Source organism: Comamonas humi (genome assembly GCF_054782535.1).
Map to the genome: position 1 here is coordinate 21,688 of NZ_BAAGSH010000014.1, position 21,511 is coordinate 43,198.

23 protein-coding genes are annotated in these 21,511 nt (G+C 68.8%); 10 read left to right on the forward strand and 13 right to left on the reverse strand.

Annotated elements, in window-relative coordinates; translation table 11 throughout:
* Positions 1 to 26 precede the first annotated feature (26 nt).
* Entirely contained in the window at positions 27 to 359 is a 333-nt protein-coding gene (gene hpf, locus ACYVKR_RS15505; protein ID WP_460481837.1) for an HPF/RaiA family ribosome-associated protein, read from the reverse strand.
* A 450-nt stretch (positions 360 to 809) separates the two neighbouring features.
* On the opposite strand from hpf, the gene ACYVKR_RS15510 reads away from it, so the two are divergent.
* The gene (locus ACYVKR_RS15510; RefSeq protein ID WP_460481838.1) at positions 810 to 1,730 is read left to right on the forward strand and encodes a phosphoribosylaminoimidazolesuccinocarboxamide synthase; all 921 of its coding nucleotides are present in this window, start codon (positions 810 to 812) and stop codon (positions 1,728 to 1,730) included.
* 178 nt (positions 1,731 to 1,908) lie between these two features.
* Complete coding sequence (locus tag ACYVKR_RS15515; RefSeq protein WP_460481839.1) at positions 1,909 to 2,637, forward strand: OmpW/AlkL family protein; 729 nt, start codon at positions 1,909 to 1,911, stop codon at positions 2,635 to 2,637.
* A 51-nt stretch (positions 2,638 to 2,688) separates the two neighbouring features.
* Here the strand turns inward: ACYVKR_RS15515 and ACYVKR_RS15520 are convergent, their stop codons facing one another.
* Both ACYVKR_RS15520 and hmpA read right to left on the reverse strand, forming a co-directional pair.
* Positions 2,689 to 3,993 (reverse strand): DUF445 domain-containing protein, encoded by a 1,305-nt coding sequence (locus ACYVKR_RS15520; protein WP_460481840.1) that lies wholly within the window; start codon positions 3,991 to 3,993, stop codon positions 2,689 to 2,691.
* A gap of 113 nt (positions 3,994 to 4,106) precedes the next feature.
* Positions 4,107 to 5,285 (reverse strand): NO-inducible flavohemoprotein, encoded by a 1,179-nt coding sequence (hmpA, locus tag ACYVKR_RS15525; protein WP_460481841.1) that lies wholly within the window; start codon positions 5,283 to 5,285, stop codon positions 4,107 to 4,109.
* Between the two features lie 147 nt (positions 5,286 to 5,432).
* Here hmpA and norR point away from each other — a divergent pair, with 147 nt between their 5' ends.
* Together norR and ACYVKR_RS15535 are read left to right on the forward strand one after the other, a co-directional pair.
* Entirely contained in the window at positions 5,433 to 7,037 is a 1,605-nt protein-coding gene (norR, locus tag ACYVKR_RS15530) for a nitric oxide reductase transcriptional regulator NorR (protein WP_460481842.1), read from the forward strand.
* Positions 7,034 to 7,282 carry a DUF3297 family protein gene (locus ACYVKR_RS15535; RefSeq protein WP_460481843.1) on the forward strand — a complete coding sequence of 83 codons (249 nt, stop codon included), beginning with the start codon at positions 7,034 to 7,036 and terminating at the stop codon, positions 7,280 to 7,282. The genes norR and ACYVKR_RS15535 overlap by 4 nt, the downstream gene beginning before the upstream one ends.
* Before the next feature lie 21 nt (positions 7,283 to 7,303).
* Here ACYVKR_RS15535 and ACYVKR_RS15540 read toward each other — a convergent pair whose 3' ends face one another.
* From ACYVKR_RS15540 to ACYVKR_RS15550, 3 genes are read right to left on the reverse strand one after another with little or no spacing between them, the layout of a single operon-like run.
* Positions 7,304 to 7,711: an FKBP-type peptidyl-prolyl cis-trans isomerase gene (locus tag ACYVKR_RS15540; RefSeq protein ID WP_460481844.1), complete on the reverse strand. Its 408-nt coding sequence runs from the start codon at positions 7,709 to 7,711 to the stop codon at positions 7,304 to 7,306.
* 19 nt (positions 7,712 to 7,730) lie between these two features.
* Positions 7,731 to 8,864, reverse strand: coding sequence for a pyridoxal-phosphate-dependent aminotransferase family protein (locus ACYVKR_RS15545; protein ID WP_460481845.1), 1,134 nt, complete (start codon positions 8,862 to 8,864; stop codon positions 7,731 to 7,733).
* Between the two features lie 43 nt (positions 8,865 to 8,907).
* Positions 8,908 to 9,624: a YggS family pyridoxal phosphate-dependent enzyme gene (locus ACYVKR_RS15550; RefSeq protein ID WP_460481846.1), complete on the reverse strand. Its 717-nt coding sequence runs from the start codon at positions 9,622 to 9,624 to the stop codon at positions 8,908 to 8,910.
* A 38-nt stretch (positions 9,625 to 9,662) separates the two neighbouring features.
* On the opposite strand from ACYVKR_RS15550, the gene ACYVKR_RS15555 reads away from it, so the two are divergent.
* The 3 genes from ACYVKR_RS15555 to ACYVKR_RS15565 all read left to right on the forward strand — a co-directional run bounded on the left by ACYVKR_RS15555 (position 9,663) and on the right by ACYVKR_RS15565 (position 12,896).
* Positions 9,663 to 10,706, forward strand: coding sequence for a type IV pilus twitching motility protein PilT (locus ACYVKR_RS15555; RefSeq protein ID WP_460481847.1), 1,044 nt, complete (start codon positions 9,663 to 9,665; stop codon positions 10,704 to 10,706).
* Positions 10,707 to 10,722: 16 nt separating this feature from the next.
* The gene (locus ACYVKR_RS15560) at positions 10,723 to 11,859 is read left to right on the forward strand and encodes a PilT/PilU family type 4a pilus ATPase (RefSeq protein WP_460481848.1); all 1,137 of its coding nucleotides are present in this window, start codon (positions 10,723 to 10,725) and stop codon (positions 11,857 to 11,859) included.
* Positions 11,860 to 11,972: 113 nt separating this feature from the next.
* Complete coding sequence (locus ACYVKR_RS15565) at positions 11,973 to 12,896, forward strand: NAD(P)-dependent oxidoreductase (protein WP_460481849.1); 924 nt, start codon at positions 11,973 to 11,975, stop codon at positions 12,894 to 12,896.
* A gap of 43 nt (positions 12,897 to 12,939) precedes the next feature.
* On the opposite strand, the gene ACYVKR_RS15570 is transcribed toward ACYVKR_RS15565, so the two are convergent.
* From ACYVKR_RS15570 to ACYVKR_RS15580, 3 genes are all read right to left on the reverse strand, one after another.
* Positions 12,940 to 13,761 carry a BON domain-containing protein gene (locus tag ACYVKR_RS15570; RefSeq protein WP_460481850.1) on the reverse strand — a complete coding sequence of 274 codons (822 nt, stop codon included), beginning with the start codon at positions 13,759 to 13,761 and terminating at the stop codon, positions 12,940 to 12,942.
* A complete protein-coding gene (locus tag ACYVKR_RS15575) occupies positions 13,758 to 14,357 on the reverse strand; it encodes a phosphoheptose isomerase family protein (protein WP_460481851.1) in 600 nt (199 codons plus the stop codon). The genes ACYVKR_RS15570 and ACYVKR_RS15575 overlap by 4 nt, the downstream gene beginning before the upstream one ends.
* Before the next feature lie 330 nt (positions 14,358 to 14,687).
* Entirely contained in the window at positions 14,688 to 15,095 is a 408-nt protein-coding gene (locus ACYVKR_RS15580; RefSeq protein ID WP_460481852.1) for a YraN family protein, read from the reverse strand.
* Between ACYVKR_RS15580 and rsmI the strand changes: the two genes are divergently transcribed.
* The gene (gene rsmI, locus ACYVKR_RS15585) at positions 15,086 to 15,994 is read left to right on the forward strand and encodes a 16S rRNA (cytidine(1402)-2'-O)-methyltransferase (protein ID WP_460481853.1); all 909 of its coding nucleotides are present in this window, start codon (positions 15,086 to 15,088) and stop codon (positions 15,992 to 15,994) included. The genes ACYVKR_RS15580 and rsmI overlap by 10 nt on opposite strands.
* Before the next feature lie 86 nt (positions 15,995 to 16,080).
* On the opposite strand, the gene ACYVKR_RS15590 is transcribed toward rsmI, so the two are convergent.
* Both ACYVKR_RS15590 and ACYVKR_RS15595 read right to left on the reverse strand, forming a co-directional pair.
* A complete protein-coding gene (locus ACYVKR_RS15590) occupies positions 16,081 to 17,046 on the reverse strand; it encodes a tripartite tricarboxylate transporter substrate binding protein (protein ID WP_460481854.1) in 966 nt (321 codons plus the stop codon).
* An 18-nt stretch (positions 17,047 to 17,064) separates the two neighbouring features.
* A complete protein-coding gene (locus tag ACYVKR_RS15595; RefSeq protein ID WP_460481855.1) occupies positions 17,065 to 18,243 on the reverse strand; it encodes a PALP domain-containing protein in 1,179 nt (392 codons plus the stop codon).
* A 71-nt stretch (positions 18,244 to 18,314) separates the two neighbouring features.
* On the opposite strand from ACYVKR_RS15595, the gene ACYVKR_RS15600 reads away from it, so the two are divergent.
* Positions 18,315 to 19,241: a LysR family transcriptional regulator gene (locus ACYVKR_RS15600; RefSeq protein WP_460481856.1), complete on the forward strand. Its 927-nt coding sequence runs from the start codon at positions 18,315 to 18,317 to the stop codon at positions 19,239 to 19,241.
* A gap of 81 nt (positions 19,242 to 19,322) precedes the next feature.
* Here the strand turns inward: ACYVKR_RS15600 and ACYVKR_RS15605 are convergent, their stop codons facing one another.
* Positions 19,323 to 20,300, reverse strand: coding sequence for a LysR family transcriptional regulator (locus ACYVKR_RS15605; protein WP_460481857.1), 978 nt, complete (start codon positions 20,298 to 20,300; stop codon positions 19,323 to 19,325).
* A 211-nt stretch (positions 20,301 to 20,511) separates the two neighbouring features.
* Positions 20,512 to 20,871, reverse strand: coding sequence for a TIGR02444 family protein (locus ACYVKR_RS15610; RefSeq protein ID WP_460481858.1), 360 nt, complete (start codon positions 20,869 to 20,871; stop codon positions 20,512 to 20,514).
* 26 nt (positions 20,872 to 20,897) lie between these two features.
* Here ACYVKR_RS15610 and ACYVKR_RS15615 point away from each other — a divergent pair, with 26 nt between their 5' ends.
* Complete coding sequence (locus tag ACYVKR_RS15615; protein WP_460481859.1) at positions 20,898 to 21,509, forward strand: UbiX family flavin prenyltransferase; 612 nt, start codon at positions 20,898 to 20,900, stop codon at positions 21,507 to 21,509.
* The last annotated feature ends 2 nt before the right edge of the window (positions 21,510 to 21,511 follow it).

Below are 21,511 nucleotides of genomic sequence, written 5' to 3' on the forward strand. Positions count from 1 at the left end.
CTCGGCTTTAACGCCCGTAGGAAGGCTCATGCCATGGCTTGCCGGAGGGCATCGCTGTGGTGGGATTGAACACGCTGCTTGTGACGGTTCACCATGCGGTCGAGACGGTCGACCAGTGCATCGACGGCCGCATAGAGATCGTGGTGGCTGCATTGCACGCACAGGTCGTCGCCCTTCACGCGCAGGTTGCAAACCACTCGCTGCCGCTTCTCCTTTTCCTTCTGTTTCTCGACGGAAAGCAAAACCTTTGCATCCACCACCTGGTCGAAATGGCGCGTCACGCGAGACAGCTTGGCTGTTACATATTCGCGCAGCGCGGGGGTGACGGCCAAGTGGTGACCGCTGATCGTCAGATTCATGAACAAGTCTCCTTCTGCAGGACAGAAACATGCGCCGATTTTGAAAAAACCGAGGCATTACGAGGGCGGAAACACATGCATGCGTGGAAACCACTATGCGCCCGGCTCTGCAAAATTGCAAGCCCATGACAGTGCTGTGGATCGGGTATTGCCCGGCCCCTTGCTTCGGCTACGGTCGCGTTTGTTACAAAACCGTGGCCGACGGCCTGCAAGCAATTGTGTTCTGGCCGTGATGGGCATGGCCTGTGCCGCTCCTAAAAGTGCAGGCTCCCAGCAGGCCCGGGCCGTTGCTTTTCACTTATCGGACTACGTGCTTTGCTGCGCAGGCCGGCCGCCCTGCCCCGGTACAAGGCCACCTGCGGCAGGCATCTATCCGTTGGCGACTAAAATCCCCTGTTGGGTCCGCGCCAGCCTTGGCCAGACCTCCGCAATCGAGCCCTCTTCCCGACCATGACCCAAGCCACCACGACCGCACTGCACACTTCCAAGATCACCTCGCTGCCGCTGCTTGCGCGCGGAAAGGTGCGCGACAACTATGCGGTGGGCACGGATCGCATCCTGATGGTGGCCTCCGACCGGCTGTCGGCCTTCGACGTGATCATGGGCGAGCCCATTCCCGGCAAGGGCGCGCTGCTGACGCAGATGGCGCTGTACTGGTTCGACAAGCTGGGCAACATCTGCCCCAACCACCTGACCGGCGATGCACCCGAGAGCGTGGTCACGCCCGCCGAGGTGCCGCAGGTGCAGGGCCGCTCCATGCTGGTCAAGCGCCTGAAGCCCGTGCCCATCGAGGCCGTGGTGCGCGGCTACCTGGCCGGCAGCGGCTGGAAGGAATACCAGGATTCGCAGTCGGTCTGCGGCGTACCCCTGCCCGCCGGGCTGACGAACGCGGCCAAGCTGCCCCAGCCCATCTACACGCCGGCGGCCAAGGCCGAGGCCGGCGAGCACGACGAGAACATCACCTTCGAGCGCACGGTCGAGATCGTCGGCCCCGAGTTGGCGGCCCAGATCCGCGACATCAGCATCGCCATCTACCAGAAGGCTGCGGCCATCGCGCTCGAAAAGGGCATGATCATTGCCGACACCAAGTTCGAGTTCGGCCTGGACGAGAACAACCAGCTGGTGCTGATGGACGAGGTGCTGACGCCCGACAGTTCGCGCTACTGGCCGGTCGAGGGCTACGCCGACGCGCTGGCCCAGGGCGCCAACCCGCCGAGCTACGACAAGCAGTTCGTGCGCGACTGGCTGGAGCAGGCCAAGGTGAACGGCAAGCCCTGGGACAAGACCGCGCCGGCGCCCCGCCTGCCGCAAGACGTGATCGAGAAGACCGCCGCCAAGTACCGCGAGGCCCTGCAGCGCCTGCTGGCCTGAGCCCCTCGCTTCCAAATACAGCAAAACCTGCCTGCCCGGCAGGTTTTTTTTTGAACAAGCGACAAATTCGAACGAATGTACTTTTTTATACACATCTGATACGAACGGTCGTGCTTTTTTCTGCAAGCTCGGTTGAAAATAGCTCCATAACCCATTCACCAAGCAAGGAGACAAGCCAATGAAATTTTCCAAAACCCGGGCCGTTGGCCTCGCACTGCTGGCTGCCACTGCAGGCAGCGCCTATGCCCAGAAGGCCGGAGACTGGGTGGTCGGCGGCGGCGCGCTGGTCTACGCGCCGCAGGACAGCACCACGCCGCTGCGCTTCGTGAGCCCCTTCGAACGCGAGATCCCCGGTTCGGGCGCGGACGTGAAGAGCGCTACGACGCTGGGCCTGAACGTGCACTACTTCCTGACCGACAACTGGGCCATCGAAGGCGTGCTGGGCGTGCCGCCCAAGATCAAGATCGAGGGCGCCGGCACGCTGGCGCCGATCGGCGAACTCGGCAGCGCCAGGCTGTATGCGCCGTCGGTGCTGGCCAAGTACTTCTTCGGCAATGCCGACGACAAGTTCCGCCTGTCGGTCGGCGCCGGTCTCACCTATACCTCCTTCCACAGCGTCAGCCTGACCAATGGTTTGCAGAACACGCTGGGTGGCGCGCTCCGGCTGCCGCCGGGCGCATCGAGCACGACGGCGAAGATCGATGCCAAGTGGTCACCGGTGCTGAACGTGGGCGCGAACTATGCCTTCGACAAGAACTGGGGCCTGACCTTCTCGGTGTCCTACATCCCGATGAAGACCGATGCCACCCTGACCACCCGGGTTGGCGGCAAGGAAGTGGCGGTCTCGAAGACGCGCGTGACGCTGGACCCCATCGTCCCCTTCCTGTACCTGACCTACAAGTTCTGAACGTTCAACTGGAGCGGAGATTCAGGCGCCCTGCGGGGCGCCTTTTTTTGCCTACATCAGGTGCTTGATCGCCTGGTCGACCCAGAACAGCACCAGCCCGATCAGCCCGCCCACCAGCGTGCCGTTGATGCGGATGAACTGCAGGTCGCGGCCGATGTTCCATTCGACCAGGTCGCTCAGCTCGCGCGCATCCCAGCGCTTGACGGTTTCCTGGATGTGCGCGGCCAGGAACTGCGAGATATCGGGCGCCAGCCCCTGCACCCAGAGTTCCATGCGCTGGTTCAGCGAGCGGCGCAGCGCCTCGTCGCCGGCCAGCGAGCGGCCCAGCCACAGGCCCATGGCGCGCACGTTGCGCGCCAGCATCGAGTTCTCGCTCGCCAGGTCGCGCTGCAGGCCGGCGCGCAGGCTCTGCCACAGCGCCTGCACGTAGGCTCCCACCTGCGGATCGTGCTGCAGGTAGCGGCGCAGTTCCTCGCCCTTGGCCAGCCACGCCGGGTCGTTCGCGAGGCGGTCCACCCATTCGTGCATGCTGGCGTCGAACTTGGCGCGCAGCAGGTGCTGCGGGTTGTCGGCGATGGCTTCGAGCAGCGATTCCAGCGCACTGGCCACCATGTCCGAGCCCTTGCCGCTGAGCCAGTCGGTGGGCAGCATCTTTTCCTTCCACGGGTGCTCGGTCTTGAGCCAGTGGGCGATGGTCTGGGCGATCAGCGTGCGGGTCTCGGCCTCGTGCAGCAGTTCCATGAGTTTGCCCAGCGCCTGCTCCAGCAGCACCTGATGACGGCCGTCCTGGGTCAGCGCGGCCAGCACTTTCGAGAGGGTCTGCGACAGGTCCATCTGCCCGAGCAGGGTGCGCAGCGCGGTCTTGATGAAGCGCTCGACCTGCTGGTCCTGCGCCGTGTCGAGCGCGGCCGCGGCCAGCCGCGCCACCTGGTGGCCCAGCAGCTCGGCGTTGGCGGGGCTCTTGAGCCACTGCGCCAACTTGTCGGCCGGGCTGTGCTGGCGGATGAGGCGCACCAGCGAGTCGGCGTCGAGGAACTTGTCGCGCACGAAGGTGGCGAGGTTCTCGCCGATACGGTCCTTGTTGCGCGGGATGATGGCCGTGTGCCGCTGTATCCAGGGGATGGGGATGTGGCGGAACAGCGCCGCCACCGCGAACCAGTCGGCCAGCGCGCCGACCATGGCCGCCTCGGCCACGGCCTTGGTGCAGCGCAGGGCCAGTTGCCACGACGGCGCCTGCACGCCGGGCTGCGGCAGCAGCCAGCTCACGCCGAGGAAGAGCGCGGCCGCGGCCAGCAGCAGCAACAGCGGCACGCGCTTGGCGCGGCGCAACAGGGTTTGTTGTTCGGCGGTCAGCATGCCGCCACTATAGGCCAGCAAAAACAATAGCTGCCAGCGCTTGCTACATATGCACTTCAATGCCTTTCATATTTGAAAGCATTGCACAGCAAGCGCCAGCAGCTATCCATTTATCAGGCCAGCGCCTCGGCCGGGCCGAAGAACTCGTAGCGCACCTGCTTGTCGGGCACGCCCAGGTTCCTGAGCGAGCGCTTGAGCACATGCATGAACGGACGCGGGCCGAGGAAGTAGACGTCGGCATCGCGCGAGGCCGGCAGCCATTGGCCCAGGCGCTCTTCGGTCAGGTAGCCTTCGGCGTCGACCTGGTCCTCGGGCACGGCGCGGTCGTAGCAGTAGTAGCGCGTGAGCTGCGGGTGCTCGGCGGCCAACTGGTCGATGCGCTCGCGGAAGGCATGGACCGAGCGCTCGCGCGCGCAGTGGATGAAGGTCACGGGCCGCTTGGCCGCCAGGGCCGTGGCCAGCATGGGCAGCGTGGGCGTGATGCCGACGCCGCCGCTGATCAGCACCAGCGGCTTGTCGCTGTCCTGCAGCGTGAAGTGGCCGGCCGGAGGAAAGAGCTGCAGCGTGCCGCCCACCTGCACCTGGTCGTGCAAAAAGTTGGACACCTTGCCGCCCGCCTCGCGCTTGACGCTGATGCGCAGGCTGCGGCCGTTGGCCGGCGCCGACAGCGAATAGTTGCGGCGCTGCTCCTCGCCGTCCACCACCGCGCGCAGGCCGATGTACTGGCCCGGCAGGTGGGCGATCACCGTGCCGCCGTCGGCGGGCACCAGGTAGAACGAGGTGATCTCGGCGCTTTCCTGCACCTTCTTCTCGACGGTGAAGGCGCGCTCGCCGCGCCAGCCGCCCTCGGCCTCGGCCGTGCGGTCATAGACGCTGCGCTCGGCGGCGATCAGGATGTCGGCCAGCTGCTGGTAGGCCGCGCCCCAGGCGGCCAGCACCTCGTCGGTGGCGATCTCTGCGCCCAGCACCTCACGGATGGCGCGCAGCAAACAGGCGCCGACGATGGGATAGTGCTCGGCCTGCACCTGCAGCGCCACGTGCTTGTTCACGATCTGCGCGGGCAGGTCGCCCAGGGCTTCGAGTTTGTCGATGTGCTTGGCGTACATCAGCACGCTGAAGGCCAGCGCGCGCGGCTGGGCGCCGCTTTGCTGGTGGGCCTGGTTGAACAGCGGACGCACCTCGGGGTGCTCGCCCAGCATGGTGTTGTAGAAATGGGTGATCAGCGCCTCGCCGCCGGTCTCGAGCAGCGGTACGGTGGATTTGACGATGGCGCGTTGTTGGTCGGTCAGCACAGAAAAGCTCCTTGCGGTCAATGGACTCTCTTTCCTTACTGCAAGCCCCGTGCCAGGATGCCGCCGCTTGCAGATCAATCACTTGCAAGGTAACGAGTCAAATCAACCCATTTAAAATGCAGTCCTTCTGACTCAAACAAAGTCAAAATGACCACATCCGCCATGCTGCATGCACTGGTTCCGCTGGTGGCCGACCTGGCGCAGGACCTGCCCGAGCGCGAGCGCTTCCGCCGCCTGCTGGCCGCGCTGCGCGCCGTGCTGCCGGCCGACGCCGCGGCGCTGCTGCGGCTGGACGGCGAATGGCTGCGCCCCGTGGCCATCGACGGCCTGGTGCCCGACACGCTGGGCCGGCGCTTTCGCCTCGCCGAGCACCCGCGCTTCGCCCAACTGCTGGCGGCCGGCCAGGCCATGCGCTTCGCGCCCGACAGCCCGCTGCCCGACCCGTACGACGGCCTCATCGCCCAGCCCGATGCCGTGCTGCACGTGCACGACTGCATGGGCTGCGTGCTGCATGCCGGCGGCCTGCCCTGGGGGCTGCTGACGCTGGATGCGCTCGACGCCGGCCGCTTTGCCGACCCGGCCTCGCTGGCCGCGCTGCAGGCCTTCAGCAACCTGGCGGCCGCCACCGTCACCACGGCCGAGCGCCTGCGCGCGCTGGCGCAGGCCCGCCCCGCGCCGGCGCCCGAACCCTCGCCGGCCGGCCTGCGCCCGCTGCTGGGCCACAGCCCGGCCATGCGCCAGCTGCAGAAGGACATCGCGCTCGTGGCCGCCAGCGAGCTGAGCGTGCTCATCAGCGGCGAGACCGGCACCGGCAAGGAGCTGGTCGCCCAGGCGGTGCACGCGCAGTCGGCGCGCGCCGGCCGGCCGCTGGTCAGCATCAACTGCGCGGCCCTGCCCGACAACCTGGTCGAGAGCGAGCTGTTCGGCCATGTGCGCGGCGCCTTCACCGGCGCACTGGCCGAGCGGCGCGGCAAGTTCGAGCAGGCGCACCAGGGCACGCTGTTCCTCGACGAGGTGGGCGAGCTCTCGCTGCCGGTGCAGGCCAAGCTGCTGCGCGTGCTGCAAAGCGGCCAGCTGCAGCGCCTGGGCTCGGACCGCGAGCACCACGTGGACGTGCGCGTGATCGCCGCCACCAACCGCGACCTCGCCGCCGAGGTGCAGGCCGGCCGCATGCGCGCCGACTTCTACCACCGCCTCAGCGTCTACCCGCTGACCGTGCCGCCGCTGCGCGAGCGCGACAGCGACGTGCTGCTGCTGGCCGGCTTCTTTCTGGAGGACAACCGCTCGCGCCTGCAGCTCGGCGGTCTGCGGCTCGATGCCGCCGCGCAGGCCGCGCTGCTGGCCCAGCCCTGGCCGGGCAATGTGCGCGAGCTGGAGCACCTGCTGAGCCGCGGCGTGCTCAAGGCGCTGAGCCGGGCGCCGCACGGCCCGTCCACACGGCCGCGCATCGTCACGCTGGGCCTGGGCGACCTGTGGGATGCGCTCCCTTCCGCCGCGGCTGCGCCGCTGGCGGCTCCCGTACCCGAGGCCGCGCCGCAGCAGGGCCTGCGCGAGGCCGTCGATACCTATGAGCGCGGCCTGGTCGAGGCCAGCCTGCAGCGCCATGCCGGCAACTGGGCGGCGGCCGCGCGCGAGCTGCGCCTGGACCGCGCCAACCTGCAGCGCCTGGCGCGGCGCCTGGGCATCACGCCGCCGGGGCCGCGCAAATCCGGGACAATGGCGCCTTTGCCCAACGGAGAACCCCGAGCATGACCGACACCGCCGAGCGCCCCGAACTGCCCGACCACCTGAGCATCGACCCCAGGAGCCCGCACCACGTGGCCGCCGTGTTCGAGCACGACATCGGCATCCGCTTCAACGGCAAGGAGCGCTTCGACGTGGAGGAATACTGCGTCAGCGAAGGCTGGGTCAAGGTGCCCGCCGGCAAGACCCTGGACCGCAAGGGCCGCCCGCTGCTGATCAAGCTCAAGGGCACGGTCGAGGCGTATTACCGCTGACCGGCCCCCGCATCATGGGGCTCAGCGCCCCTTGATGCCCAGCAGCTCGACCTCGAAGTTCAGCGTGGCGTTGGGCGGGATCACGCCGCCGGCGCCGCGGCTGCCGTAGGCGATGGCCGGCGGGCAGGTAAGCTTGGCCTTGCCGCCCACCTTCATCTTCTGCACGCCCTCGGTCCAGCAGGCGATCACGCCCGACAGCGGAAACTCGATGGGCTGGCCGCGCGCGATCGAGCTGTCGAACTCCTTGCCCGATTCGGGGAACCAGCCGCGGTAGTGCACCTTCACGGTATCGCTGGCCTTGGGGCTGTCGCCCGTGCCGTCCTTCAGGCTTTCATAGACCAGGCCGCTGGCGGTCTTGACGGGTTCGGCGGCATGGGCCGTGCCGGCCAGCAGCGCGCAGGCCGCGAGGGCGAATAGGGTTTTGCTCATTTCTTGGATTCCTGTTGCATCAAGCCTTGGCGATGGTGTCGAGCGCGGTGCGCAACTGGCCGACGGTGCGCTCCACGTTGTGCCATTTCTCCAGCCCGAACAGGCCGATGCGGAAGGTCTTGAAATCTGGTCCTTCGTCGCACTGCAACGGCACGCCGGCGGCGGTCTGCAGGCCCACGTCGAGGAATTTCTTGCCGCTCTGGATGCCGGGATCGATGGTGTAGCTCACCACCACACCGGGCGCCTTCCAGCCTTCGGCGGCCACGCTAGGGAAGCCGCGCGACTCGAGCAGCGCGCGCACCTGGGCACCCAGGGCCATCTGCTCCTCGCGCACCTTGGCGAACCCGTACTCGCGGGTCTCCAGCATCACGTCGCGCAGGCGCACCAGCGCGTCGGTCGGCATGGTCGTGTGGTAGGCGTGCTGGCCTTTTTCGTAGCCTTCGGCGATCTGCATCCACTTCTTCAGGTCGCACGAGAAGCTGGAGCTGCGCGTGTGCTCGATGGCCTCGCGGGCGCGCGCCGAGAGCATGACCATGGCGCAGCACGGCGAGCTGCTCCAGCCCTTCTGCGGCGCGCTGATGAGCACGTCCACGCCGGTCTTCTCCATGTCCACCCACATCGCGCCCGAGGCCACGCAGTCCAGCACGAACAGCGCGCCCACCTCGTGCGCGGCATCGGCCACGGCGCGCAGGTAGTCGTCGGACAGGATGATGCCGCTGGCCGTCTCCACGTGCGGCGCGAACACCACCTTGGGCTTCTCGGCGCGGATGGCGGCCGCCACCTCTTGCGCCGGGCACGGCGCCCAGGGCGCCTGCGGGCCGTCGCCCTGCTGGCGGGCCTTGCAGACCACCGAGCCGCCGCCGAGCGCGCCTTCGTCGAAGATCTGCGTCCAGCGGTAGCTGAACCAGCCATTGCGCACGATCAGCACCTTCTCGCGGTTGGCGAACTGGCGCGCCACGGCCTCCATGCCGAAGGTGCCGCTGCCCGGCACCAGCACGGCGGTGTGGGCGTGGTAGACCTCCTTGAGCATGCCGAGGATGTCCTGCATCACGCCGGCAAAGCGCTTGGACATGTGGTTCAGCGCGCGGTCGGTGTAGACCACCGAGAACTCGAGCAGGCCATCGGGATCGACATCGGGCAGCAAGCCGGGCATATGCATCACTCCTGAAAAATTTTCGCGTCGCAGCTTAGCACGCCTAGGCGTAGTGGCGCTGTCCGAAGATACCGGTGCCCACGCGCACCATGGTGCTGCCGGCGCTGATCGCGGCCTGCAGGTCGGCCGTCATGCCGAGCGAGACCGTGTCCCAGCGCTCCAGGCCCGGCAGGCCCAGCGCGGCGATTTGGTCAAAAACGGCTCTGACGCGCTTGTGAACAGCGCATTGCGCTTCAAAATCAGGAGCAATATCGGGAATGCTCATCACGCCGCGCCACTGCAGCCGCGGCAGCGCCAGCAGCTCGCGCAGCAGCGCGGGCGCGTCGGCCGGCGCGATGCCGGACTTGGTGGCGCCGCCGTCGGGGTTGATCTGCAGGCAGACCTGCAGCGGCGGCAGGTGCGTCGGGCGCTGTTCGGACAGGCGCTGCGCGATCTTCGCCCGGTCGATGGTGTGCACCCAGTCGAAGTGCTCGGCCACCAGCCGGGTCTTGTTGCTCTGGATCGGGCCTATGCAGTGCCACTGCAGGCCCGCCGCCGCCTCGGGCTGCGCACGGAAGTGGACGATCTTCTCGACCGCCTCCTGGATGTAGTTCTCGCCGAAGGCGCGCTGGCCGGCGGCGATGGCCTCGGCGATCGCCTCGATGCCGAAGGTCTTGGAGACGGCCAGCAGCTGCACGCCCGCGGGATCGCGCCCGGCTCGCGCGCAGGCGTCGGCGATCAGCCGGCGCACCTGCTCCATGTTTTGCAAAATCCTGTTCATAATGCAACGCAGCGTATCAAAAACGAGGGGGGAAAAGAGTGGATATCACGCAATTGCTGGCCTTCAGCGTCAAGAACAAGGCATCGGACCTGCACCTGTCCGCAGGCCTGCCGCCGATGATCCGGGTGCATGGCGACGTGCGCCGCATCAACGTCGATCCGCTGGACCACAAGACGGTGCACGCCATGGTCTACGACATCATGACCGACGCGCAGCGCAAAGTGTATGAAGAATTCCTGGAGGTGGACTTCTCGTTCGAGATCGAGGGGCTGGCGCGCTTCCGCGTCAACGCCTTCAACCAGAACCGCGGCGCGGGCGCCGTGTTCCGCACCATCCCGAGCAAGATCCTGACGCTGGAGCAGCTGAACGCGCCCAAGATCTTCGCCGAGCTGTCGCTCAAGCCGCGCGGCCTGGTGCTGGTGACCGGCCCCACGGGCTCGGGCAAGTCGACCACGCTGGCGGCGATGGTGAATTACCTCAACGAGAACGAGTACGGCCACATCCTCACCGTCGAGGACCCGATCGAATTCGTGCACGAATCCAAGAAGTGCCTCATCAACCAGCGCGAGGTCGGCCCGCAGACGCACTCGTTCTCGGCCGCGCTGCGCTCGGCGCTGCGCGAGGACCCGGACGCGATCCTGGTCGGCGAAATGCGCGACCTGGAGACCATCCGCCTGGCGATGACCGCCGCCGAGACCGGCCACCTGGTGTTCGGCACGCTGCACACCAGCAGCGCCGCCAAGACCATCGACCGTATCATCGACGTCTTCCCCGCCGAAGAAAAAGAGATGGTGCGCGCGATGCTGTCCGAATCGCTGCAGGCCGTGATCTCGCAGACCCTGTGCAAGACCAAGGACGGCCAGGGCCGCGTGGCGGCGCACGAGATCATGCTGGGCACGCCGGCCATCCGCAACCTGATCCGCGAGGCCAAGGTGGCGCAGATGTACTCCACCATTCAGACCAGCCAGAACGTGGGCATGCAGACGCTGGACCAGAACCTGACCGAGCTGGTGCGCCGCAACGTCATCAGCGCCGCCGAGGCGCGCGGCAAGGCCAAGGCGCCCGAGAACTTCCCCGGCTGAGCGAAGGAGAGACACCATGGAAAGAGACAAGGCCAGCCAGTTCATCAACGACCTGCTGCGGCTGATGGTCAGCCGCGGCGGCAGCGACCTGTTCATCACCGCCGAATTCCCGCCCGCGATCAAGATCGACGGCAAGGTCACCAAGGTATCGAACCAGCCGCTGAGCGGCTCGCACACGCTGGCGCTGGCGCGCTCCATCATGGGCGACAAGCAGGTGGCGGAGTTCGAGCGCAGCAAGGAGTGCAACTTCGCGATCTCGCCCGCGGGCATCGGACGCTTCCGCGTCAACACCTTCATGCAGCAGGGCCAGGTCGGCATGGTGCTGCGCACCATCCCGCTGACGGTGCCCACCATCGACGGACTGGGCGTGCCGCAGGTGCTCAAGGAAGTGGCCGTGTCCAAGCGCGGCCTGTGCATCATGGTCGGCGCCACCGGCTCGGGCAAGTCGACCACGCTGGCGGCGATCGTGGACTGGCGCAACGAGAACTCGTTCGGCCACATCATCACGGTCGAGGACCCGATCGAGTTCGTGCACCCGCACAAGAACTGCATCGTCACCCAGCGCGAGATCGGCATCGACACCGACGACTGGGGCGCGGCGCTGAAGAACACGCTGCGCCAGGCGCCCGATGTGATCCTGATGGGCGAGATCCGCGACCGCGAGACCATGGAGCACGCCGTGGCCTTCGCCGAGACCGGCCACCTGTGCCTGGCCACGCTGCATGCCAACAGCGCCAACCAGGCGCTGGACCGCATCATCAACTTCTTCCCCGAGGAGCGGCGCGCGCAGCTGCTGATGGACCTGTCGCTGAACCTGCGCGGCATGGTGTCGCAGCGCCTGCTGCCGCGCCAGGACGGCAAGGGCCGCGTGGCCGCGGTCGAGATCATGCTGAACACGCCGCTGATCTCGGACCTGATCTTCAAGGGCGAGGTGGCCGAGATCAAGGAGATCATGAAGAAGAGCCGCAACCTCGGTATGCAGACCTTCGACCAGGCGCTGTTCGACCTGTACGAGGCCAACCTCGTCACCTATGAAGACGCGCTGCGCAACGCCGACTCGGTCAACGACCTGCGCCTGCAGATCAAGCTTAACAGCCAGCGCGCCAAGCGCTCCGACCTGGCCGAGGGCACCGAGCACCTGACCATCGTCTGAGACATGGTTCCAATACGATAGCTGCCAGCGCTCGTCCCTATTACGCTTTCAATACAAAACCATTCGAAAGCATTGATACATTAGCGCCAGCAGCTCACTTTTTTGAAAGACCCATGACCTCCAGCACCAACGCCCGCAGCTACGAACCCACTCCCGCGCGCACCGTGGCCTTCCTGGGCCTGGGCGTGATGGGCCACCCCATGGCCGGCCACCTGGCGCTGGCGGGCCACAGCGTCACGGTCTACAACCGCACGGCCGCCAAGGCGCAGCAGTGGGTGGATGAATTTGGCGCCACCGGCACCCACCGCGCCGCCGCCACGCCGCGCGAGGCCGCCGCGGGCGCCGACCTGGTGTTCTGCTGCGTGGGCAACGACGACGACCTGCGCTCGGTGGTGCTGGGCGCGGACGGCGCCTTTGCCGGCATGCGGCCCGGCGCAGTGCTGGTCGACCACACCACCGCCTCGGCCGAGGTGGCGCGCGAGCTGCACGCCGAGGCCCGCCGGCTGGACCTGCATTTCGTCGATGCGCCGGTCTCCGGCGGCCAGGCCGGCGCGCAGAACGGCCAGCTCACGGTGATGTGCGGCGGCGATGCCGAGGCCTTCGAGCTGGCCCGCCCCGTGGGCATGGCCTTCGCCCGCGCCTTCACGCTGATGGGCGCCAGCGGCGCCGGCCAGCTCACCAAGATGGTGAACCAAATCAGCATCGCCGGCCTGGTGCAGGGCCTGTCCGAGGCCATCGCCTTCGGCCAGAACGCGGGCCTGGACATGGCCCAGGTGCTCGACGTGATCGGCAAGGGCGCGGCGCAGAGCTGGCAGCTCGACAACCGCGGCCCCACCATGCTGCAGGGCAAGTTCGACTTCGGCTTCGCGGTGGACTGGATGCGCAAGGACCTGGGCCTGGTGCTCGACGAGGCCAAGCACAACGGCTCGCGCCTGCCGGTGACCGCGCTGGTCGACCAGTTCTACGCCGACGTGCAGCAGATGGGCGGCAACCGCTGGGACACCTCCAGCCTCATCGCCCGCCTGGGCAAGAAATGAAAAAGGCCGCAGCAGCGGCCTTTTTTTCGGGCGCTTGCGCCGCTCAGGGCTTGGTGGTGAAGCCGTCGTTCGTCGGCTTGACCGGCGAGCTGGTCACCGGCGACGTGGTCACGCCCGTGCTCGTGGCCGGTGCAGCAGCGGGTGCCGGGACCACGGTGGCAGGCGCCGCCTTCGCGCCGCCCACCGGGCCGGCGCTGGTGTCGGTGATCACCGGCGCGGCGTTCGTGCCAGTCGTGCGGTTGACGCTGATCTGCTTGAGCTCTTGCTCCGACAGGATCTCGAACACGCGCACCACCTTCACCACGCCGCTCACGCCGCGGGCGATCTCGGCCGCACGCTTGGATTCGCGCTCGGTCACCCGGCCCATCAGGTAGACCACCTTGCGCTCGGTCACCACCTTGATGGTGCTGGCCGACAGGTCCTTGGCGTCGATCAGGCTGGCCTTGACCTTGCCGGTGATGTAGGCGTCCTCCGAGCGCTGCGACAGCGTCGAGCTTTCCATCACCGCCAGCTCGTTCACCACCGAGCTGACGTTCTGCGTGCCGGCCACGGCGGCCTGCGCCTTCTGCTTGAAGGCCTCGTTCGGCACCTCGCCGGTCAGCAGCACCTGGCGGTTGTAGCTGGTGATGTTGATGTGGCCGCCCTGGCCTGCCGCCTCGTTGATGCGGTTGCCGGCGCGCAGCTCGATGCCCTCGTCCTCCACCTGCGAGCCGGTGGTGCGGCGGTCCACCGCCATCACGGTGCCGGCCGCCGCGGCGCCGCCCACCACGACGGGGACGCAGCCGGACACGGCGCCAGCCAGCGCGCCGGCAGCGGCCAGCAGCCAAGTGAGACGCTTCAGCGAAGCAACGGGGACAGACCTCATTCCTCTTCTCCTAACAATTGCATGTCGATGCCGTCGGCCAGGCAATGCAGGACCAGCTGGTGCACCTCGCGCACCCGGGCCATGGCATCGTGCGGCACGCACAGCAGGACATCGGTTTCGATCAAGATATCGGCCAGCGCGCCGCCGGTGCGGCCCGTCAGCGCCAGCACCGACATCTCGCGCTCGTGCGCGGCCTGCACCGCATACAGCAGCGAGGCGTCGTCGCCGTCCACCGAGATGACCAGCAGCACATCGCCCACCTGCCCCAGCACGCGCACCTGGCGCGCCAGCGCCCAGGGCGCCAGGTCCAGCGACAGGTTCAGACCCTGCTGCGTGCAGGCCAGCGCGCCGGTGTCGAGCGCCACGGCCGCCAGTTCGGGCCGCTCGCGCGACAGGCCGCCCACGCAGATCGCGGCGAACTGCGCCGCCTGCGCGGCCGACAGGCCGTTGCCGCTGCACAGGATCTTGTTGCCGCTGGTGACGCAGGCCAGCAGCACATGGACGGCGTTGGCAATGCCCTCGCCCATCTCCTGGGCTACCTGGTATTGCAGATCGGCGCTGTCGATGAATTGCTGTTGGATGTATTGCTCTAGCATGGAGGCCCGATGATAACCGTGCCAGTTTGGCCTTTCATGAAGCATAAGGGCCTGCTCACCTCAAACTGGGAGTGCGAAGGACGGATGCCGGGATGCAGCGCTAGGCGCGGTGCCCAGCCAATAGCCGCAGCTATTGGTTGGGTGCCGCAACACCGCGATCCGCCGGGGCCGCCCAGGTCGGCATTCGTCCTTCCCTTCGGGTTGCCCCGCCGTGGGGCGCCTGCTTTGTCGCCCGGTATGCCCCATAGCTACGGCTATGGGGCATACCGGGCTTCGCGCATCCATCCCCACGGCGGGGCAACGCATCTCCCAGTTTGAGGCGAGCAGGCCCTATTCGGCATCGAAGGCCGCCTTCAGCCAGCGGATCTCCGGCTCCAGCAGCACCGCGTCGAAGCGGCAGGGCGGCAGGCGGGGCTGCTGCGCCAGCCAGTGGCGGGCCGCGAGCACGATGCGCCGCTGCTTCACCACGCCTATGCTGCCGCCGGCGCCGCCGTGGTCCGCGCGCCGGCGCTGGCGCACCTCGACGAAGACCACGGTGCCGTCCGCCTCCTGCACGATGAGGTCGATCTCGCCGCCGCCTCGCCCCGGCGTGCGCCAGTTGCGCGCCACGAGGCGCAGGCCCTGGCGTTGGAGATAATGCAGGGCCGCGTCCTCGGCCGCCTGTCCGGCCGCGCGCGTGGTGGGCACGGCCGCTGCCAGGCCCCGCATTTTTTCAAGGATCTCCCTCGGTGAGCGCATCTTTTTCCCTCGCATTGCAGGCTGCCCAGGACGCCGCCGGCTCCCAGCATTATCCGCAGGCCTGCCTGTACGTGGCGGCCACGCCCATCGGCAACCTGGCCGACATCAGCCTGCGCACGCTGCACCTGCTGCGCCTGGCCGATGCCATCGCCTGCGAGGACACGCGCCACACCCATACGCTGCTGCGCGCCTATGGCATCGACAAGGGCGGCGCGCAGCTGCTGGCCGTGCACCAGCACAACGAGGCCGAGGCCGCGCAGCAGGTGATCGCGCGGCTGCAGCAAGGCCAGCGCGTGGCCTATGTGAGCGACGCCGGCACGCCTGGCGTGAGCGACCCGGGCGCGCGCCTGTGCGCCGCGGTGCGCGCCGCCGGCCTGCGCATCAGCCCGCTGCCCGGCGCCAGCAGCGTGACGGCGCTGCTGAGCTGCGCTGGCGCGGTGGCGCCCGGCGACGACAGCGGCTTCAGCTTCATCGGCTTCCTGCCCACCAAGGCCAGGGAGCGCCAGCAGGCGGTCGAGGCCATCGGCCGCGACGCGCGCTGCCAGGTGCTGCTGGAGGCGCCGCACCGCATCGCCGCGCTGGCCCAGGCGCTGGCGGCGCTGGGCGAGCGGCTGGTGACGCTGGGGCGCGAGCTGACCAAGCAGTTCGAGGAGCTGGCCACCTGCCCGGCGCAGGAGCTGGCCGCCTGGCTGGCGGCCGACGGCAACCGCGCCAAGGGCGAGTTCGCGGTGCTGGTGCACCCGCAGCCCAAGGCCGCCAGCGCGGGCCTGGACCTGCGCGTGCTGCAGCTGCTGCTGCCCGAGCTGCCGCTGAAGACCGCCGTGCGGCTGGCGGCCGAGATCACCGGCCAGTCGCGCAACGAGCTGTACGACGCGGCGCTGGAGCTCAAGCGCGAATAGCGCTTCAAGCCAAATTGGCCTCCAGCGCCCATCCAGAAAGCGCTGACAGCTATTATTTAAATAGCATCAACACCTGATGCCGCGCGTCATTCGGGCTGGATCCCGGCCTGGCGCGCGATGGCGCCCCAGCGCTCGACCTCGCTGCGAAGGAAGGCGCGCAGCTCGCCGCTGGTGGAGCCTTCGAGCGCAATGCCCAGCGTGCCCAGGCGCTCGCGCGTGGCGGGATGGGCCAGCGCCGCGGCGATCTCGGTGCGCAGCCGCTCGATCACCGGCGCCGGCGTCGTGGCCGGCGCCACCACCGCCCACCATTGCTGGAAGTCCATGCCCTCTATGCCCGCCTCGCGCGCGGTCGGCACATGGGGCAGCGCCGCAAGCCGCGCCGGGCCGGTGACCATCAGCGGCGCCAGCCGGCCCGAGCCGTACAGCGAACTGCCGCTGGCCAGCGTGGCGAAGTGCCCGGCCACGGTGCCGGCGGCCACGTCGGTCAGCGCCGGGGCCGAGCCGCGGTAGGGCACGGCCACGTAGCGGAAGCCCGCCTTGGCCGCCAGCACCTCGGCCGCGAGGTGGCTGCTGGAGCCGGCGCCGCTGTGCGCGATCGACAGCTGCGCGGGGGCGCTCTTGGCGCGCTGCACGAAGCCCCGCATGCCGCCGGCCTGGAATTCGCCCGGCGTGGCGAACAGCACCAGCGGCGAGGTGCCGACCAGGCTCACCGGCGTGAAGTCGCGCAGCAGGTCGTAGGGCAGCTTGGCGACCACCGCCGGCTGGATCGCATGCGGCAGCTCGACGATGGCGATGGTGTAGCCGTCCGGCGCGGCCTTGGCCGCCGCGTCGGTGCCGATCTGGCCGGACGCACCCGAGCGGTTGTCCACCACCACGCTCTGCTCCATCGTCGCGCCCATGCGCTGGGCGATGGCGCGGGCGATCGCATCGGTGCTGCCGCCCGGCGCCCAGGGCACGATCAGGCGCACCGGCTTGTCCGGGTAGGCCGCGTGAGCGGCGCCGGCGAGCGCCAGGCCCGCGGCAAGAAAGAGAGAGGTCAGGCACTTGCGCATGGCGGGCTCCTTTCGGGGTCAATGCAGGGAGGCGGGGTCGAACGGATCGCGGTCGCCCTTGGCGGTGAGCAGCAGCAGCGCATGCTCGTGGGCCGCGACGCGGCCGTCGGCCCGCAGCTCGGCCAGCGCGGCCAGGCCGGCGCCGGCGCACAGCTCCACCCACAGGCCGGCCTGCGCCAGCCGCAGCGCGCCGCGGTGGGCCTGGCGGTCATCCACCACCACGGCGCCGCCGCCGCTGCGGCGGGTGGCGTGGACCTGCTGCAGCGTCACCGTGTCGCCGGCGATGGAGAACTGCCCCGTCGCGCCCGCGAACTCGGCCTGGGCCGATGCCCCCTGCAGCACCCGGGCCAGGCGTGGGAAGGGCTCGACCGCCCAGATGCGCGGCAGGCGGTCCACCAGGCCGGCGGCCTGCAGGTCGCGGAAGCCGCTGTACACGCCCCACAGCAGGTCGCCGCGCGCGGTCGGCACCAGGACATGGTCGGGCACGCAGCCGTCGGCCGCGCACTCCAACGCCACGGCCCGGTAGCCTTCTACGCCGAGCACCGGGCTGCCCACGGCCGGGCGGCAGTAGTTGGTCAGCGCGAAGGCGCCGTCGTCCTCGACGCGGCGGCGCACGTGCTCCCAGCGCTGGGCGCCGTGCTCGAAGGCCACGCGCCGCGCCCCCAGGCGCTGCAGCGCCGTGGCGAACACCGCCGGCAGGCTCTGGTAGGTGGCCACCTCGCAGCGCAGGCCCGCCGCCGCGCAATAGGCCGCGGCCGACACGGCGGCGTTGCCGCTCGAGGCCAGCACGACGGAGTCGGCGCCCACCTCCAGCGCCCGGCTCACCGCCTGCGCCGACATGCGGTCCTTGTGCGAGCCGGTCGGGTTCAGGCCCTCGTGCTTGGCGCTGAGCCGCGCGACCCCCAGTTCGCGGGCGAGGGCCGGCAGCGGCAGGCAGGGCGTGCCGCCTTCGGCCAGCGAAACGCCGTCGATGAAAGGCAGCCAGTCGCCCCAGGCGAAGCCGGAGGCGGCCGGACGCAGCGCCCGCGGCAGGCTGGCATACACCGCCTCGAAGCTCGACGGCTGGCCCCGCGCCTCGCAGGCCGGGCAGCCGCGCGGATGGTCGCCGATGTCCACCGTGTGCCCGCACGAGATGCAGCGCAGCCCGGCAAGGCGCGGGTTGTACAGGGGCCTGGAGGAAGGTGCGTGGTGGGGCATGGATCTGGATTCTAGGAACGCACCGATAAAAGATTGAATAATCTCCTTATCAGTGGATAACAGAAACTTATATGCGAGTGACCGAGATAGAAACCTTCCGCGCCATCATGAACAGCGGCTCGGCGCGCAAGGCCGCGGCGCTGCTGGGGGTGACGCAGCCGGCCGTGAGCCAGTCGCTCAAGCGCCTGGAGGCCGAGGCGGGCTTTGCGCTGTTCCTGCGCCTGCGCGGCCGCCTTCAGCCCACGCCCGAGGCGCGCGCGCTGCTGGCCGAGGTCGAGCGCATGTTCGTCGGCCTCAGCGCCATCGAGCATCGCCTCAAAAGCCTGCGCGAGTACGGCATGGACCGGCTGCAACTCGCCTGCTACCCGGCCTTCGGCCTGGGCTTCGTGCCGCGCGCGCTGCGCCGCCTGGCCGACGCCGCCCCGGCCGCGCCGCAGCCCCAGGTGTCGCTGCAGGTGCTCAGCTCGCCGCAGGTGCGCGAGTGCGTGCTGTCGGGCCAGGCGGACTTCGGCCTGATGGCCGACGAGGCCTCGCTGGAGGGCCTGGAGACCTCGGTGTTCGCCCACCTGCCCGGCGTGGTGGTGATGCGCCGGGGCCATCCGCTGGCGCGGCACCGGGCGGTGCAGCCCGAGCAGCTCGCCGAGCTGCCCTTCCTCGCGCTGAACCCCGAGGATGCATCGCGCCGCCGGCTGGAAGCGGCGCTGGCTGCGCAGGGCGTGGGCCTGTCGGTGTCGGTGCACACGCCGTACTCGGCCAGCGTCTGCGAGATGGCGCTGCAGGGGCTGGGCGTGGGGGTGGTCAACCCGATCACCACGCTGGACTACGCGGCGCGCGGGCTGGTGATCCGCCGGCTGGCGGTGGAGGTGGACTTCACCTGCCTGCTGGCGCTGCCGGCCGGGCAGCCGCTATCGGGCACCGCGAAGCACTGCCTCGCGGCCATGCGCCACCAGTTGCGCGACGAGGAGCAGCAGGTGCGCGAACTGCTCGCCGCCCGCTAGGCCGCCCGGCCATTTCAAGCCAAATCGGCCTTCAGCGCTTATGCAGCAAGCGCCAATAGCTATTATTTAAATAGCAAACAATCAGTGCACCGTGTGGCAATCGAACTGGTAGCAGACGGTGCAGAAGGTGTCGTGCTGGCGCGGCCGCATGTCGGGGTCGAGCATGGTGGCGACCCATTCCTGCAACTCCTCGGTGAACTTCTTGGCCGCGGGCGACAGCGAGCGCCCGGGGTGCAGCACCAGCACCACGCCGCGCTCGATGGCCGGCGGGCCGACGGGCCGGAACACCAGGCCCAGCGCCTCGGCCACCTGGCGCGACGAACTGGTCAGCACGCCCACGCCCAGCCCGCCGGCGACCATGCCGGCGGTGGTCAGCGGCAGCGAGGTCTCGTGGCTGAAGGTCAGCGAGATGCCCACGCTGGCCAGCGCGAAATCGAGCTGTGTGCGCACCGGGTTGCCGCGCCGCGAGCCTATCAATTGCTCCTTCTGCAGGTCCTGCCACGACAGCTTGGGCTTGGCCTGCAGCGCATGGCCCGGCGGCAGCACCGCGTAGAAAGGCTCGACCCACAGCGGCCGCATGGCCAGGCCCGAATGCTCGCCAAAGGCCGTGCCCACGCCAAAATCCACCGCCCCGCTCTGCACCATGCTGAGCACCTCGTCCTGGGCCACGTCGAGCAGTTCCACCTTGATGCCCGGGTGCGCCGCCGAGAAGTGCCGCACCATGCGCGGCAGCACCAGCGCTGCCTGCAGCGACGACGCGGCGATCGACACGCGGCCGCGCTCCAGCGTCTTGAGCTGGGCCGAGCTGCCCACCATGGCATCGAGGTCGGCCAGGGTCTTGCGCGCCAGCGGCAGGATCTCGCCGCCGGCCTGGGTCAGGCGCAGCATGCGGGTATGGCGGTCGAACAGGCGCAGGCCGAGCGCCTCCTCCAGCTCCCGCAACTGGGTGCTGACCGACGACTGGGGTAAACCCAGGTCGTCCGCCGCGCGCGTGATGGTCTGCGCGTCGGCCACGGCAATGAACACGCCGAGTTGGCGCAAGGTGACGTTCGGATTCATCGTGGATTCGGATAAATGCAGGCCGAATATATAGCGATCCAGTGGTTTCTGAAAGCAGGGCCATCTGTCAGGATGCAGCCATGCCCGTGACGGAACTGGATTCGTCGGGTTGGCCCTTCAGTTCAAGGAGGCCAAGATGCTGAGCCAATCCCTCGCATTCTCAGGGGATGTGCCGGCCTCGACGCCCACCGGTTGGTCGCTTCGCCCAACCTCATCGCGCCCGCAGCCAATCGCACAACATCGTCACCTGGGCCCGCTCCGCGGCCAGCTCCGCCACCTGCACCTGGCTGCGCACGCCGTCGCGCAGCACGGGGTCGGCCTCCATGGTCTTCATCGCGCGCCGCAGGGTGCGCAGCGGGGCGATCACCTGTTCGCGCCAGCCGGCCACGGCCGCCGCGGCCTCGGCCAGCGCCGCGCCATCGAGCGGGCGACCCTGGCGCTCGGCCCACAGCGCGAACAGGTGCAGCACCACGTCCAGCCCCTCCTCGTCCTGGCGCCGCAGCAGTTCGCGGGCCAGTGCGGGGTCGGCGTAAAGCGCGACGATGTCGTTCCAGGCGGTTTCGGCTTCCATGGCGCCGCACTATATAGGAGCGCCGCATGAACGCGCCAGCCGTCCGCTCCCGCCTCATCGTCGCCATCACCGGCGCCTCGGGCTTCGTCTATGGCTACCGCCTGCTGCAGATGCTGCACACGGCCGGCATCGAGGTCCACCTGATCGTCAGCCGCGCCGCGCAGATCACCATGGCCTGCGAGACCACGCTGCGCATGTCGGACCTGACCGCGCTGGCCGCCCAGGTGCACAAGAACGAGGACATCGGCGCCTGCATCGCCAGCGGCTCGTACCGCACGCTGGGCATGGTGATCGCGCCGTGCTCGATGAAGACGCTGGGCGAGATCGCCAACGGCATCGGCAGCTCGCTGGTCACGCGCGCCGCCGACGTGATGCTCAAGGAGCGCCGCCGCCTGGTGATGCTGGCGCGCGAGACGCCGCTGACGCTCTCGCACTTGCGCAACATGACCACCGTCACCGAGATGGGCGCCATCGTCGCGCCGCCGGTGCCGGCCTTTTATGCCATGCCCAAGAGCCTGGACGACATGGTGGACCACACCCTCGGCCGGGTGCTGGACCTTTTCGACATCGACGTGGGCGCGGTAAGGCGCTGGACGGGGCCCGCTTCGGGGCGTTCTTCCGAAGAAGCAAGGGACTGAAG